At 74.5% G+C, this 15,017-nt stretch carries 8 protein-coding genes; 6 read left to right on the top strand and 2 right to left on the bottom strand.

The features are described 5' to 3' along the window. The first annotated feature begins 101 nt into the window (after positions 1–101). From ABZW03_RS08110 to ABZW03_RS08120, 3 genes are all read left to right on the top strand, one after another. Entirely contained in the window at positions 102–2,078 is a 1,977-nt protein-coding gene (locus ABZW03_RS08110) for an FAD/NAD(P)-binding protein (RefSeq protein ID WP_355253781.1), read from the top strand. Continuing rightward, on the top strand, positions 2,079–3,329 hold the full coding sequence (locus ABZW03_RS08115) for a putative PEP-binding protein (protein ID WP_355253783.1): 1,251 nt from the start codon (positions 2,079–2,081) through the stop codon (positions 3,327–3,329). Between the two features lie 103 nt (positions 3,330–3,432). Beyond that, the gene (locus tag ABZW03_RS08120; protein WP_355253785.1) at positions 3,433–5,229 is read left to right on the top strand and encodes a CocE/NonD family hydrolase; all 1,797 of its coding nucleotides are present in this window, start codon (positions 3,433–3,435) and stop codon (positions 5,227–5,229) included. Between the two features lie 60 nt (positions 5,230–5,289). Here ABZW03_RS08120 and ABZW03_RS08125 read toward each other — a convergent pair whose 3' ends face one another. After that, positions 5,290–6,861 (bottom strand): MFS transporter, encoded by a 1,572-nt coding sequence (locus ABZW03_RS08125; RefSeq protein ID WP_355253787.1) that lies wholly within the window; start codon positions 6,859–6,861, stop codon positions 5,290–5,292. A 133-nt stretch (positions 6,862–6,994) separates the two neighbouring features. On the opposite strand from ABZW03_RS08125, the gene ABZW03_RS08130 reads away from it, so the two are divergent. Then, on the top strand, positions 6,995–7,306 hold the full coding sequence (locus ABZW03_RS08130) for a helix-turn-helix domain-containing protein (protein WP_355253789.1): 312 nt from the start codon (positions 6,995–6,997) through the stop codon (positions 7,304–7,306). Positions 7,307–7,398: 92 nt separating this feature from the next. On the opposite strand, the gene ABZW03_RS08135 is transcribed toward ABZW03_RS08130, so the two are convergent. Next, positions 7,399–10,650: an EAL domain-containing protein gene (locus tag ABZW03_RS08135; protein WP_355253791.1), complete on the bottom strand. Its 3,252-nt coding sequence runs from the start codon at positions 10,648–10,650 to the stop codon at positions 7,399–7,401. 232 nt (positions 10,651–10,882) lie between these two features. Between ABZW03_RS08135 and ABZW03_RS08140 the strand changes: the two genes are divergently transcribed. Both ABZW03_RS08140 and ABZW03_RS08145 read left to right on the top strand, forming a co-directional pair. Beyond that, complete coding sequence (locus ABZW03_RS08140; RefSeq protein WP_355253793.1) at positions 10,883–14,290, top strand: amino acid adenylation domain-containing protein; 3,408 nt, start codon at positions 10,883–10,885, stop codon at positions 14,288–14,290. After that, positions 14,287–15,017, top strand: a 731-nt coding sequence (locus tag ABZW03_RS08145) for a leucyl/phenylalanyl-tRNA--protein transferase (RefSeq protein ID WP_355253795.1), incomplete at its 3' end; no start/stop codon positions are given. The genes ABZW03_RS08140 and ABZW03_RS08145, both read left to right, overlap by 4 nt.

The following is a 15,017-nucleotide window of genomic DNA, read 5'->3' on the forward strand; positions in this document are numbered from 1 at the left end:
GTTCGCGCCGTCCGTCCGGGCCGTGCGTCGTCGGCAGACCTTGTGCCCGGTGTCCGGGACGGCGGAGCCGGGTTCCCATCCTTCGACGGGGAGGCTTGACCATGAGTCGAACGGGTACGCGTCCGAGAGTCCTGATCGTCGGGGCGGGCCTGGCCGGAACCGCCACGGCGATCCGGCTGCTCTGCTTCGCGCGCCGGCCGCTGGAGGTCGTCCTGCTGGAACGGCGGGCCGACTACCGGTCCGCCGGGGTGGCCTACCACCGGGACGGCAACCCCTGGGACCACGTGTTCAACATCCAGGCGGGCCGGATGTCGGTGTTCCGCGAGGACGTCCTCGACTTCGTCCGCTGGGCCAACCACGAGGCGGACCGCAGTGGTTGGCCGGTGCCCTGGGCCGGTTTCCGGTTCGTCGAGCAGGGGCCGGCGCCCCGGCGGATCTTCCAGGACTACCTGGTCGACCGGCTGGCCGAGGCGCGGCGCGAGGCCCGTCCGGGCGTGGTGCTCGTCGAGGCGGACGGCGAGGCGGTGGACCTCGAAGTCCGCGCCGCCGGCGTCGATGTGACGGTCGAGCGGTCCTCCGTCCGCGGTGCCGGTCGGAGCCGGGAGACGACCGTGCTCTCCGCCGACCACGTGGTCCTCGCGACCGGCCTCGAACTCAGGGAGCCGCCCTTCGCCTCCGAGGTCCGCACCCACGGCTCCTTCGTGCGCAACCCCTACTCCGCGGCCGGGATCCGCAAGCTCGTGGACCTCCCCGCCGGGGCGACGGTCGCGATCGTCGGCTCCGTGCTGAGCGCCTACGACTCGGCGGGCCTGCTGCTGCGCCAGGGCCACACCGGGCGGATCCACCTGATCTCCAGGACGGGGACGCTGTTCCGGACGTACCCCGACGGCCACGAGCACGGGGTGATCCGCCTCCCCTGTCCGAAGACGCTGCTGGAGCCGTACCGGGACCGTACGGAGTTCCTCGCCCGGGTGCGGGCCGAGTGGGACGCGGCGTGTACGACCGTCCGCCGGGAGCACCCCGACATCGATCCGGTGGTGGTCGCCGAGCGGGTGGTCAAGGCCTGGGAACCGCACCTGCCCGAGGCCGTCGAGCGCATACCCACCGCGGAACTGCGGGGCCTGCTGGACGAGTTCGGCACCGCGCTGGCCGCGCTGCGGGTCGGGGTGCTGGAGTACACGATGGCGGTGATCGAGCGCGCGATGCACCCGGCGGAGGGGCCGGTGGAGCTGGTGGTCGGCAAGGTGGAGCGGGTCAGGCCGGCGGAGTCGGGGCGGCTGGTCGTGTCGGTCGCGTCGCCGGAGCGCGAGCGCGCCATCGAGGCCGACCTGGTGGTGTCCAACTTCGGCCGGGAGTCGGACTACACCAGGGTCGACCGGCCGCTCTGGCGCAACGTCCTGCGGCGCGGCCTCGCGGTGCCCCACGAGCGCACCGGGCGCGGCCTGGAGGTCGACGCCCGGGGGGTGCTGCTGGGCCCCGGCGGGGAGTGCGGGCCGGTCTCCGCGGTCGGCGTGCTGCGGGAGGGCGACGAGATGGTGCGGAACGGCCGGACGGGGGCGTTCACCTTCAACCTCGCCGCCATCAAGAACCATTCGATCGCGGTCGCCGCCCACGTGGTCGAGCGGCTGGAACTGGAACCGGAACGGGAAACGGAACCGGAACCCGCCCCCGGCATTCCGCCGCGAAACCCGGCCGGAAGCGGGGCCGGAACCATGGCCGGAAGTGTGGCCGGAACCGGCTTCGGAACCATGGCCGGAAATGCGGCCGGGCACGTCGTCGGTGACGGCAATCTGGAGGAAGCGGCGCCCGGAGGATTCCAGGACGCTGTGAATCTGGAGGCGAGGAGAATGGCCTCGCGCGGTCGAACCGAGCGGGAATCGCTCGATTTCCAACTGGACGCCTGTATCCGGGCCATGGGCGAACGTCCGACCCGTCCGATGGACGCCGCCCGGTACGACCGCCTGATGAGGGTGGCCGTCAACCGGGCCGCGGTCGAACGACTCACCGATGTCTCCGTGACACCACGACAACTGCGTCGACAACTGGGAATCGCGGCCGCCGACGAACAGGAGGAGTAGTTGAACGGGCGACGGATTCAGGGATCCCTGCTGACCGGTGGCACCCAGAGCGAAGTGCGCGGTGTCTGCAACCGCACCAGAAGCCCGCGCGAAGGCGCCGTCCTCGTCGCCCCCTCCCTCGACGCGGGCCTGTACGAAGCGATCGTGGCGGCGCGCGCGGTCGTCTGCGGCGCGGGCGGGCTGACCGGCCACATGCAGTCGCTCTGCCGGGGCCGGGGGATTCCCGTGCTCCGCGTCGACCAGGAGGAGCTCGACCACCTGGTCGGCGAGGTGACGCTGGACCTCGACAGCGGGTCGATCGTGGTCGAGTCCGGCGCGGGCGACGGGGCCGGCCCGGACGCGGCGGCCGGCAGCCCGTCCCTGGACGACCTCGGCTCGGCCTGCGCCGTCATCGCGGACGTGCAGGACATCCGCACGATCAACTCCTGCGGGCCGAACGCGGAGCGGGTCGACTGCTTCTTCATCCGGGAGGAGTTCCTCTGCCTGGCGGCGGCCCTGAGCCCGCTCGACTCCCTGGACGGCGGACCGGCCGACGCGGTGGCCTACGGGCGGGCCCTCGCGGACCGGCTGTGCGCCTTCGTCGAGGCGCTGCTGCCCGGCCAGCGGCTGGTGCTGCGGATGCTCGACCTCCGCTCCGACCACGCCGCCAGCGTCACCGAGCAGGCCCCGGTCGCGGTCGAGCCCAACCCCGAACTGGGCCTGCACGGCGCCCGCTGGCTGCTGGGGTCGGCCGCCTACCGGGACGCGCTGCACGCCGTGCTCGGCCTGCTGCGCGAGCGGCTCGGCGAGGCCGCGGGCCGGGTGCACCTCTCCGTCCCGTTCCTCAACGACGCGGAGGAGTTCGCCCAGCTCCGGAAGCACCTCGAACTGCCGCCCGGGGTGCCGCTGTCCGCCTTCATCGAGACGCCCGCCGCGGTGCACGCCACGGCGGAGATCTGCGCGGCCGGCGCCAGCGAACTGTTCGTCGGGGTGAAGGACCTGGTGCAGTTCTACCTGGCCGCGGACCGCGGCAACCACCTGGTGGCGGAGTCCTACCAGACCCGGCACCCGGCCGTCCTGGACGGGCTGCGCCGGGTGGTGGAGTCCGCGCGCGCCGCGGGCACCCCGGTGCGGCTGTTCGCGCTGGGCACGGACCTCGCCCACTACCTCGCCCACGTGCCGGCCCCGGACGGCTACATGATGTGCACCGCCGAACTCCGGGACCGGCTGCTCGACGGGTACGACAATGCGTCCGCCGGCGTCAGGAGTTGACCGCAAAGTCCACTCGTTCCAGTGAACCTGATGGTTCGTCAGTTTGATTCCGTCCGCCGTGACCAGGATGCGGTCAGTATCCTTTACGGAAAGGGCGGTCCGCATGACCAGCATCAGTGGAGAGCCGATCCCGGCGATCACCGAGACCGTGCTCGACGACATCGCCGCCAACGGCATCTGGGGCGAGGGCCTGACACCCAGCGCCTCCGTCGTCGGGGTGTCCGAGGCCCTGCTCGCCGCGCTCCGGGGCGAGGCGGGCGTCCAGCTGCCGCCGTCGCTGGCGGAGCTGGTGGCCGAGGTGCGGGAGAAGGCCGGGACCGAGCTCACCGGCATCGAGGGCGCCGACGACGTCCGGCTGTCGGGGCTCGCCATCAAGCTCCGCGACGGCGAGCCCCACCCGGTCGTCATCGTGCCCGCCGGCTGGAACCCGTTCGGCTGGCTGCCCTTCCTGTACCTGTACCTCAAGCTGGCGCAGAAGGGGTACCACGTCCTCGCGTACACCCCGCGCGGCATCGGCAAGAAGGGCTGGCTGTCGACGTCCCCGGGCTTCATCGACGTCGGCGGCGAGAAGGACTGGGCGGACGGCTCGCGGGTGATCGACTTCGCGGAGCGGTACTTCGGCCCCAGCAAGATCGGCTTCCTCGGCGAGTCCTACGGCTCCGGGATCAGCCAGCTGGTCGCCGCCCACGACGAGCGGAACCGGGTCGCCGTCGTCGTCGCCCTGAGCACCTGGGGCAACCTGGCCACCAGCCTCTACGACAACGGCACCCGGCACACCGCCGCCGTCCAGGCGCTGATCGGCTTCACCGGCGGCGATCCGGAGAAGCTGGAGGAGAAGTTCGACGAGGAGACCGTCGAGATCCTCAGGAACTTCGAAAAGGGCGAGAACATGCAGGCGGTGGTCGACTGGGGCACCATCCGCTCCCCGCAGACCCACGTGGGGCTGACCAACGCCCACGGCACCCCCACCTTCATCTCGAACACCTGGCACGAGACGCTCTTCCCGGTCGGCCCGGTGATCGAGACCTTCACCGCGCTCGAGGTGCCGAAGCACCTGAACCTGTGGATCGGCGACCACGGCGCCCCCGAGGGCCCCGGCCTGGCCGGCCTGGTGTCCGGATTCCCGTTCCCCGGGCTGGAGGTGCCGATCCAGGAGGCCTACGCCTGGCTGGACCACTACCTGCTCGGCCAGGACAACGAGGTGCCGGCCTGGCCGGAGGTGGTCAACCAGTCCATGTTCACCTACGAGACCACCGGCACCCTCATCGGCAACAGGATCACCGTCCCGGCGCACCGGGAGTCGTACGGGGAGTGGAGCGAGGTCACCACCGGCGGCGAGACCTGGCACCTCACCGGTGAGGGCGCGCTGAGCGACAAGCCGGCCGCCGGGTGGTCGCGGGACTTCACGGCCGGTTCCCTGACGGAGGCGAACGCGGGCGTGCTCCTCAAGACCGGGGGGAAGGAGTGGTTCGGCAACCCCAAGCGGTACATCCTGGAGCAGTTCGAGTGGTCGCGGCTGCTGTCCTGGTCGACGGAGGAGCTGACGGCGCAGAGCGGCGACGCCGCGCGCCGGATCAGGGGCACCGCGGAGGTCCAGGTGACGGTGCGCAGCACCGAGGACGCCGTGACGCTGGTGGCCTACCTGTTCGACGTCCACCCGGACGGCACCGCGCGGATCATCACCCACGAGCCGTACACCGAGACCGGACTGACGCCGGGCGCGGACACCACCGTCAGCTGGAAGCTCCAGGCCACCTCGTACGACGTGCCGAGCGGCCACCGGCTGGCGCTGGTCGTCAACAGCCGTGACGCGCTGTACTCCTACGCGGCGGAGCGGGGCACCGTCACCATCGGCTCGCCGAGCGGGAACGAGTCCCGTCTGGAGCTGCCGCTGGGCTGATCCGAACGATGCCCGGAGCGGCCCGCCGGGGCGGGCCGCTCCCACCGGCAGCGGCACCGGTCAGGCCCCGGCCTGCCGCCGCCGCCCGCCGTCGCGCAGCAGGACCGCGATCACCACCGAGAGCACCGCGCCGACGGCCGCCAGGCCCCACAGCACGGAGTGGAAGGCGGAGTCGTAGGCCTGTCCGAGGAAGTCCGTGAAGGCCCGGTGGTCGGTGGCGCCGGACAGCTCGGTGGCGCCCGCGAGGTCCCCGCCGGCCGCCCGGTCGGCGACCTCGCCGGCCCGGTCGGCGCCCGGGTGCGCGCCGATGCCGTCGGCGATCCGGGTGCCCAGCACGGTGGCCAGCGCGGAGCCGTACACGGCGACGGCGACGGCCTCGCTGCCCAGCCGCAGGGTGTTGAGGAAGCCGGCCGCCATGCCCGCCTTGGCCGGGTCGACCAGCGCCAGCGCCTGGCCGTCGACCAGGCCGGCCGACAGGCCCATCCCGGCTCCGGTGACCAGCATCGGGGCGGCGAGCAGCAGGACGGTGACGGAGGGGGAGAGCAGGGTGAGGGCGAGGTCGCCGGCCACCAGGCAGGCCAGGCTGAGCAGGATCAGGGTGCGCGCGGCCACGCCGCGCGAGACCAGCCTGGCGGCGAGCAGCGGCAGGACCAGGACCGGCGCGGTGAGCAGCAGCATCAGCAGTCCGGTGGTGCCGGTGCCGCGGCCGGTGACGGCGGTCAGGTAGCTCGGCAGGTAGGTGAGCACGGTGACGAAGCCGAAGGAGGCGGCCACCGGCACCAGGCAGAGGCCGAGGAAGCGGCGGTCGCGCAGCACGCCGAGGTCCAGCAGCGGGTGGGCGCTGCGCCGCTCGACGGCGGCGAACACGGCCAGCACGAGGGCCGCGCCGAGGAACAGGCCGAGCACGCCCGCGCTGCCCCAGCCCCACTGTGAGCCCTGCACGATGGCGGTGGTGAGCAGCACCATGGCGAGCACGAACAGCGCGCTGCCGGGGAGGTCGATCCGCCCGCCGCCGCGGCCGGCGGGCACGGCGCGGGAGATCGCGGGCAGGGCGAGCAGGACCACGGCCAGGGCGGCGGCGTGCACCGCGAACACCCAGCGCCAGTCGAGGCCCTGCACCAGCGCGCCGGCCAGCGACGGGCCGATCGCGACGCCGACGCCGGCGACGGTGCCGAACAGCGCGAAGGCCTTGGCGCGGGCCGGGCCCTCGAAGACGGTGGAGAGGATCGCCGCGCCGCAGGAGAAGATCGCGGCGCCGCCGACGCCGGTGAGGGCGCGGGCGGCGTCCAGCCACAGCACGTCGGTGGCGACGGCGCTGGCCAGCGAGCCGAGGGCGTAGAGCGCGACGCCGGCCGCGAAGGCCCGGACCCGGCCGACCACGTCGGCGACCGAGCCCCAGACCAGGGTGAAGCAGGCGAAGGCCACGTTGAAGGCGTTGACCACCCACTGGAGCGGGGCCAGGCCGGCGTGGGTGCCGGCGCCGATCCGGGGCAGCGCGACGGCGGTGCCGGAGATGGACATGGGGACGACGAAGACCGCGAGGAGGACGGCGGCCAGCGTCAGGGTGCGGCCGGGGTGCGGGCGTTCCGCGGTGGCGGGGGGTACGGCGGAGGGCGGGCTCTGCGGACGCAAGGGGGCGTGACTCCAGGCTTGAACCGGCCGTCGGTCGCGACGGCCAGGTACGGATTTGGTCGTACCTCACCGTGTCATGCGATCGAGGTACGATGCAACCCGTACCTGAGGACGCCGGAGGACGGAGGATCCGATGCCCGACCCGGAAGGCCACCCGTCGATCGAGGAGATGGACCTGCGGGCGGTGCTCGGCGCGCTCGCCGATCCGCTGCGCTACGGGGTGGTCGCCGCCCTGCTGCGGGAGGCCGAGGGCGCGGCGCGCACCTGCGCCTCCTTCGAGCTGCCGGTCTCCAAGTCCACGCTCACCCACCACTTCCGGGTGCTGCGCGAGGCCGGGCTGATCCGCCAGGTCGACCGCGGCAACAGCCGGGCGGCCACGCTGCGCCGCGCGGACCTCGACGCCCGATTCCCGGGGCTGCTGGACCTGGTCCGCGCGAACTCCTGACGCGGGCGGGGCGCCCGGGCCGCAGGGCCGGCGCGGGCGCGGCCCCGAGCGGTCCGCGGACGGCGGCCCCGGGCCCGGCCCGTCGCGCGGCCTCAGGCCGGCTCGTAGAACGTCCGGCGGACCAGTGAGCGGGCCCGGGGCGCGTCCATCGGGTGGGCGAAGAGGTACCCCTGGCCGAGCGGGCAGCCCATGGCGGCGAGCAGGTCGCGCTGCTCGGGGTGCTCGATGCCCTCGGCGATGACCTGGACGCCCAGGGTGTCGGCGATCCGGGTGATGCCCTCCACCAGGGCGTACTGCTGGGGCGAGTGGCCGAGGCCGTCGATGAAGGACTTGTCGATCTTGAGCAGCGAGATCGGGAACTCGCGCAGGTAGGACAGCGAGGAGTAGCCGGTGCCGAAGTCGTCGATGGCGATGCCGACGCCGAGGCCGGACAGGGTGGCCATGTCGGCGTGGATGCGGTCGTCCCGGCGCATCAGCACGGACTCGGTGAGCTCCAGGACGAGGGTGTGCGGGTCGATGCCGGAGGCGGCCAGCGCCTGGCGGACCACGTCCACGAACCCGGCGTCGCGGAACTGGCGCGCCGAGACGTTGACGTTGACCCGCAGCGGCGGCCGGCCGGCGGCCGTCCGGGCCGTCGAGCTCGCGGCCTGCCAGGCGGCGGCCTCCTGGGCGGCGCGCTCCAGCACCCAGGCGCCGAGCGGGACGATCTGGCCGCTCTCCTCGGCGAGGGAGATGAACTCGTCGGGCAGCACCATGCCGCGCCGGTCGTGCGGCCAGCGGACCAGCGCCTCGAAGGCGACCAGGTCGCCCGAACGCAGGTCGACGATCGGCTGGTAGTACAGCTGGAAGGCCGATTCCGCGATCGCCGAGTCGAGGTGCTCGTTCAGCTCGTGCCGCTCCACCATCCCGGTCTGCAGGGCCGGCCGGTAGTGGCACCACTGGCGGCGGCCGGCCGCCTTCGCGGAGTAGAGCGCGAGGTCGGCGTGGGTCAGCAGCTCGGTCGCGTCCACGCTGTCCTCGGTGGTCGCCACGCCGATGCTGGCGCCCACCCGGACCGCGCCCGACTTCAGCCGGAACGGTTCGGCGAACACCGCCAGCACCCCGGCCGCGATGGTGTCCACGTCGGCCGGCCGTCGCGCGTCCTCCACCAGGACGGCGAACTCGTCGCCGCCGAGCCGGGCGGCGGTGTCCGAGGCGCGCAGCGCGGTGGAGATCCGCAGCGAGACGGCGACCAGCAGTTCGTCGCCGACCGCGTGGCCCTGGGTGTCGTTGACCACCTTGAAGTCGTCCAGGTCGATGAAGAGCACCCCGGTGACGGCCCCGCTGCGCTCGCCCCGGGAGAGGGCGTGGCCGACCCGGTCCTGGAACAGCACCCGGTTGGCCAGGCCGGTCAGCGAGTCGTGGAAGGCCCGGTGGGTCAGCTCGCGCTCCATCTGCCGCTGCTCGGTCACGTCGCGCAGGGTGAGCACCAGGGCGCCGACGGTCGGGTCCGCGCGCAGGTCGTTGAAGCGGACCTCGGCCTCGATCGGGGTGCGGTCCTGGCGCAGCAGCCGCCAGTGCTCGCGGGGCTGCTCGCCCCGGGCCGGGTCGGCCGCCTCGCGCATCCGGGCCAGCGCCTTGCCGACCTCCCGGCTGTCCTCGGGCGGGACCAGGTCGGTCAGCAGGGTGCCGACCAGGTCCGGGTGGCCGAGCACCGTCTCGGCGGAGGGGGAGGCGTAGCGCACGCCGTCGTCGGCGTCGAGGATCAGGATGACGTCGCTGGCGTTCTGCACCAGGGTGCGGAAGTACAGCTCGCTGTTGCGGCGGGTGACCTCCCGGCTCAGCACCACCCGCTCGACGGCCAGGGCCGCCTGCGCGGCGAGGATCTCCAGCGAGCTCCAGAGGCTGCTCAGCTCCTGCTCGGTGCCGGTGACGATGAGCGCGCCGATCAGCGGGTCGCCGGAGGGGCGCTCGGCGAGGGTGAGCGGGCAGACCAGGGCGTACGGCATGCCGCCCCCGGCGTTCGCCGTCCCGGCCTTCCCGGCCCCGGGCGGGCCGGCCTTCCCGGCCCCGGTCCTCCCGGTCCCGGTCCTCCCGGTCCCGGCCTTCCCGGCCCCGGGCGGGCCGGCCGCGGGCTCCAGGCCCAGCGAGGCCACGGGCAGCAGCAGGGTCTCCCGGGCGGCGGCGAGTTCCAGCACCTGGTCGGACGGCGCGGCCACCCCCGGCCGGTGCCGGGCGGTGGCGCTCCCGGCGTGCCGGACGTGCAGCACGCCGTCCTCGGCCACCGCGAGCAGGGCGACGTGCCCGGGCTCGGCCGGCATCAGGGTGGAGGCGGCGGACTGCACGGCGTCCGCGACCTCCTCCACCGTGACGGCCCCGGTCAGCCGGGCGCCCGCCTCGCGCAGCGCCCGCTCGCGGGCGAGGGCCTGTCTGCGGGCGGAGACCACCACCGCCAGCCGGGCCAGCACCAGCAGGTAGAGCAGCGCGGAGAAGGCGCCGATCACGCCCGCGTTGCCGGTGTTGCCGGCCAGCGACTCGATGATCAGCATCGCCGGGGCGATCAGCGAGGCGAGGGTGAGCAGCACCAGCCGGGCGGGGCTCAGGTCCGGGTGCTGGGTGGGCACCGGTCTGGTCAGCTCGACCATCGACGGGTGCAGCGCGGCCGCGCCCCACGCGGTGTAGAAGGCGGCCCAGCCGAGTTCGACGGGCGTGCCGATGTGCCAGGTGCCGTGCAGCTGGATCAGCCCGTACAGCACGTCGGAGACCAGGATGCCGAGCGAGCCGACGGCGAGCAGCTGCAGCGAGCGGGAGTTGCCGCCGCGCGCGGTCAGCAGGCGCAGCAGCAGGGCCAGCACGACCACGTCGCCGAGCGGGTAGGCGATCGACACGGCCTTCTGGAACGAGGTGAGGTCCGGGTTCCGGGCGTACGGGAGGATCAGGTAGATCCAGGCGAGCAGGGCCAGTCCGATGGTGGGGATGAGGGCGTCGAGCAGCCCGGCGAGGTCCTGACGGGCCGTGCGCCAGCGGATGAAGCCCAGCACGCCGACCGCGTACAGCACGTACTCGGCGAGGTAGAAGCCGTCCGCGACGGACGGGAACGGGTTGGGCAGGTGCAGGATGTCCAGCTGGACGGCCTGCACCACCTCGCCCACGGTGAAGCTGAGGTTGGCGAGCGCCAGCACGTACCAGAACCGCGCGTGCGCGGGGCGGTTGAGGCGGACGCCGACCACGATGGCGGCGACGCCGCCGAGGCCGATGCCCGTCCACCAGATGATCCGCTGGCTCGGATTCGCGTAGTAGATGCCGGTGAACAGCACCATCCAGAGCAGGTAACAGACCATCAGGCGTTGTCGCCGGCGAGTCAACGAGGCTACCTCCTCCGCGACATCACCCCGCCGGTCGGGCGGGGGAGTTCGGGCGAGGGCTGGGCGGGCGTGGCGTGAGGGGCCGGCCCGGTGGGGCGGGTGAGCGCTTTCGCGCAGCAGCGAGGCGTCCGGTGGGGGGGTGCGACCGGACGTCCTCGACGGGGCATGAGTGCGTATAGTCGGAAATGTCGCACTCCCCAGCATTCTGCCGCCACAGCACGAGGTCAAGCCGGTGGACGACGCAGTAGACAGCGCACAGGGCGTACGAACGGATGTGAGCTCCGGCCGTCACGCCGTGGTCCGCAACGACGACGGTCAGTATGCGATCTGGCCGGGGGACTTGACCGTCCCGGCGGGCTGGCGGCAGGTCCACGGGCCGGCCGGGCGGGCCGACTGCCGGGACTGGGTGGAGCGCGAGTGGCGCCCGGCCGAGCTGGGCTTCCCCGACGGCGCCCCCGTCCGGCGGGCGGCGGCCGGATTCGCGGACACGGTGCACGGACTGTTCCGCGCGCGGGCGGCGCACGACCCCGAGGCGGCCGCCGTCGTCGCCGAGGACGCCACGCTGAGCTACCGCGAACTCGACCTGCGCAGCGACCGGTTGGCCGCCGCGCTGCGGTCCCGCGGGACCGGGCCGGAGCAGGTGGTGCCGGTCTGCCTGGAACGCGGGACCGGGCTGGTGACCGCCTGGCTGGCCGTGCTCAAGGCCGGCGGGGCCTTCCTGCCGCTGGACCCGGCCCACCCGCGGCGACGGCTGGCCCGGCTGGTCGAGGACTCCGGGGCGCGGGTGGTGGTCGCGGACGGTGACGGGTTTCCGGCGGCGGCCGGGGTTTCCGTGCTCGGGCCGCAGGGCTTCCCCGGCGGCGGGGACCCGCTGCACGCCGGGACGTTCCCCGGCGAGGACGGCGCCGTCCCCGACGACCTCGCCTACCTGATCTACACCTCCGGCACGACCGGCCGCCCCAAGGGCGTCCCGGTCACCCACCGCGCCCTGCTGTTCACCCTCGACCGGATCGTCCACGCCTACCGGCTGCGCCCCGGCGAACGCGTCCTGCAACTGGCCGCGCTGGGCTCCGACACCGCGCTGGAGCAGGTGCTCGGCGCGCTGCTCGCGGGCGCCGCGGTCGTCCTGGGCGGCGGAGGCGGCGGGGGCGCGGGCGGCACCTGGGCGCCCACCGAGCTGGCCGGCCGGCTGCCCGGACTGGGCCTGGCCGTCGCCGACCTCACCCCCGCCTACTGGCACCACCTGCTCGACCTGCTCCCGCCCGGCGGGCCCGGCCCCCGGGGGCTGCGGCTGGTGGTGGTCGGCGGGGACGCCGTGCACGCCGACGACTGCCGCCGCTGCCTGGAGCGGCTGCCGGGCGCCCGGCTGCTCAACGCGTACGGGGTCACCGAGGCGGCCGTCACCTCCACGCTCTGCGAGGTCACGGCGGACCTGCTCGGCGGGGCGGGCCCGCTCGGCGGGGCGGGCGGCACCTCCGCCGCGCCGGTACCGATCGGACGCCCGCTGCCCGGGGTGCGGGTGCACGTGCTGGACGCCCGGCTGCGCCCCGTCCGGCCCGGCGAGAAGGGGCAGATCCACCTCGGCGGGCCCGGCCTGGCCCGGGGCTACTGGCGGCAGGTCGGGCTCACCGCCGAGTCCTTCCTGCCCGACCCGTACGCGCCGCTGCCCGGCGAGCGGATGTACCGCACCGGCGACGCCGGGCGGTGGCGGGCGGACGGGCGGCTGGAGATCCTCGGGCGCTTCGACGACCAGGTGAAGGTGCGCGGGCACCGGGTGGACCCGGCCGAGATCGAAGCCGTCCTGGCCGCGCACCCGGACGTCCGGCAGGCCCGGGTCGCGGCCGACGGGCAGGCGGCGGACGGCAGCCGCACGCTCACGGCGTACTACACGCTCGCCGCCGGGGCGGCCGGCGGGGCCGGGGCGATCCGGGCGTTCCTGGCCGAGCGGCTGCCGGAGTACCTGGTGCCGGCCGCGTTCGTGCCGCTGGAGGCGATGCCGCTCACGGCGGCGGGGAAGATCGACCGGCGGCGGCTGCCGCACGCGCCGGTGCGGCCGGCGGTGCCCTCGGCCGGGTCTGTGCCCGCGTCCGCGTCCGGACCTGCGCCCGGGGCCGCGTCCGGGTCCGCGTCCGAGCCGTCCTCCGGCCCGTCCTCCGCGCCGAGCGGAGCGGAGGCCGTGGAGGCGGCGGTCGGCCAGCTGTGGGCGGAGCTGCTCGGCGTCGAACACGTGGGCCCGGACGGCGACTTCTTCGCGCTCGGCGGCACCTCGCTGCTGGCGATGGAGATGCTGGCGCGGGCCCGGATCATGTTCGGCGTCGACGTCGGGCAGGTGCGGGCGCTCACCCGGGCGCTGCTGCGCGAGCCCGTCCTGCGGCCCTTCGCGGGGGCGCTGCGGGCGGCCCGCACCCCGGCCCCCGTGGTGCGGGAGGCCGGCGTCGACTGGTTCGCCGAGGCCCGGCTCACCGAGGACGTCCGGCAGTCCTGGAACCCCGCGCCCTCCCGGGCCGAGCCCGCCGAGATCCTGCTCACCGGCGGCACCGGCTTCTGCGGCGCCCACCTGCTGCACGCGCTGCTCGCCACCACCCGGGCGCGCGTCCACTGCCTGGTCCGCGCGCCCGACGAGGAGCACGCGCTGGAACGGCTGCGGGCGGCGCAGCAGCGCTTCCTGCGGCACGACCTGGCCGACCGGCGGGTGGTGCCGCTGGTCGGCGACCTCACCCGGCCGCGGCTCGGGCTGACGGACGGCCGGTTCGACTGGCTGGCCGGGCACCTGGACGCGATCCACCACCTCGGCGGCCAGGTCAACTTCCTCTACCCGTACCACCAGTTGCGGCAGGCCAACGTCGGCGGCACCCGGGAGGTGGTCCGCCTCGCCGGGCACAGCCGGGGCATCCCCGTGCACTACCTCTCCACCCTCGCCGTACTCGCCGGCTTCGGCGCGGCCGGGGTCGCGAAGGTCACCGAGCGGACCCCGCTGGCCCACCCGGACCGGCTCGGCGTCGGCTACGTCGAGAGCAAGTGGGTCGCCGAACAGCTGCTGCACAACGCGGCCGCCGCCGGGCTGCCGGTCACCGTGCTGCGCACCAACGACGTCACCGGGGACCTGGCGGACGGGGTGATGAACACCGGCACCGAACTGTGCGCGCTGATCGCCTACCTGGCCGACAGCGGGACCTGCCCGGACGTGCAGCTGCTGCTCGACTTCGTCCCCGCCGACCGCTTCGCCCGTGCCGTCGCCCACGTGGCCGCCCACGCGCCCGCCGCCGGCGAGGTCTACCACCTCACCTCGCCGCGGCCGGGCGTCCTCGCCGACCTCGCCGACCGGCTGCGGGCGCGCGGCCACCGGATCGACCAACTGCCGTACGGGGACTGGGTGCGGCGGCTGGTCCGGTTCGCCGCCGGGAACCCGACGCACCCGATCGCCCCGTTCGTCCCGCTGTTCGTGGACCGGGCGCCGGGGGCGGAGCTGTCGATCAGCGAGATGTACTTCCGGCCGACCTTCCCGCTGTTCGAGCGGGCGAACGCGGACGCGGCGCTGGCCGGGAGCGGCATCGAACTGCCGCCGGTGGAGGCCGGGTTGATCGACCACTACCTGGCCGGGCTGGAGCGGGAGGGGTTCCTGCGGGCGGCGGTGCCGTGACCGTCTTCGACGCGCTGGACGTCCGACTCGGGCCCGGGGACGGACCGGTGGCCTTCGGCGGGTCGCTCGGGGAGCCCGGTTCGCTCGGTTCGCTCGGTTCGCTCGGGCAGCCGGGTTCGCTCGGGGAGTTCGGGTCGATCGGTCCGCTCGGGGACGTCGGGGCCGGGGAGTTGCTGGCGGCGTACCGGCGCGGGCTGTTCCCGCTGCCGGCGGCGGACGTGTACGCGAGCGCGTACAACGAGGCGGTGTACGGGGACGCCGTCGAGGCGGGCGAGGTGGCGCTGCTGCCGGGCGGGGCCGATCCGTACGCGCTGGCCTGGTGGTCGCCCGACCCGCGGCCGGTGATCGCGGCCGACGGCGTACGGCTCGGGAGCCGGCTGGCGCGGCGGCTGCGCAACCGCTGCTCGTGGTGGACGAGCGCGGACCGGGCCTTCGGGCAGGTGCTGGCGGCCTGCGCCGAGGGACGTCAACCGGTTTGGCTCACCGAGGAGTTGGCGGCGGCGCTGGTGCGGCTGCACGAGTTGGGGGCGGCGCACAGCGGGGAGGTGTGGGAGGGGGAGGAGCTGGTCGGCGGGGTGTTCGGGGTCGCGGTCGGGCCGGTGCTGAGCCTGGACTCGATGTTCCACCGCCGCCCGGACGCCGCCCGGGTCGCCGTCGCCGACCTCGGGGCGCGGTTCGGCGCGGCGGGCGGGCGGCTGCTCGACGTCCAGTGGGACGGGCCGCACGT

It is taken from the genome of Kitasatospora sp. NPDC004799 (genome assembly GCF_040609095.1).
In the GTDB taxonomy this organism is placed as follows: domain Bacteria; phylum Actinomycetota; class Actinomycetes; order Streptomycetales; family Streptomycetaceae; genus Kitasatospora.

What these genes read in the sequence shown, in the direction of transcription:
- ABZW03_RS08110 (WP_355253781.1), top strand. Translation starts at nt 102, where the DNA reads ATGAGTCGAACGGGTACGCGTCCGAGAGTCCTGATCGTCGGGGCGGGC.
- ABZW03_RS08120 (WP_355253785.1), top strand. Translation starts at nt 3,433, where the DNA reads ATGACCAGCATCAGTGGAGAGCCGATCCCGGCGATCACCGAGACCGTG.
- ABZW03_RS08130 (WP_355253789.1), top strand. Translation starts at nt 6,995, where the DNA reads ATGCCCGACCCGGAAGGCCACCCGTCGATCGAGGAGATGGACCTGCGG.